Below are 312 nucleotides of genomic sequence, written 5' to 3' on the forward strand. Positions count from 1 at the left end.
GAACCAGAGTAGTCCACGGTGTCGAAACCGCCGGCGCCGTCGAAACCGATGACTCGACCATCCGCGACAAAACGGTCGTCGTAGTTCGAACCACGGATCACTTCGATATCGGTATAGGTGTCGCCCACCGCAATCCCGGTGTTCACACCGGTTCTCAGATCCACCGTCACGCCGACCTTGCTATCGATATAGCTGGCCATGTCCAGGCCGGCGCCGCCGATCAACTGGTCGGCACCGCCGCCGCCAATCAGCACGTCATTGCCCGCGCCGCCGACGATCATGTTGTCGCCGGCATTGCCGGTGCCGGTGAAA

The 312-nt window shown here is 61.9% G+C and carries 1 protein-coding gene; it reads right to left on the reverse strand.

Annotated features, from left to right (window positions below; all coding sequences use genetic code 11):
• The coding region (locus tag WLY71_RS30855) for a calcium-binding protein (RefSeq protein WP_425589981.1) at positions 1-312 on the reverse strand (312 nt) is incomplete at both ends.

This window comes from Pseudomonas rossensis, assembly GCF_039888995.1.
In the GTDB taxonomy this organism is placed as follows: Bacteria; Pseudomonadota; Gammaproteobacteria; order Pseudomonadales; family Pseudomonadaceae; genus Aquipseudomonas; species Aquipseudomonas rossensis.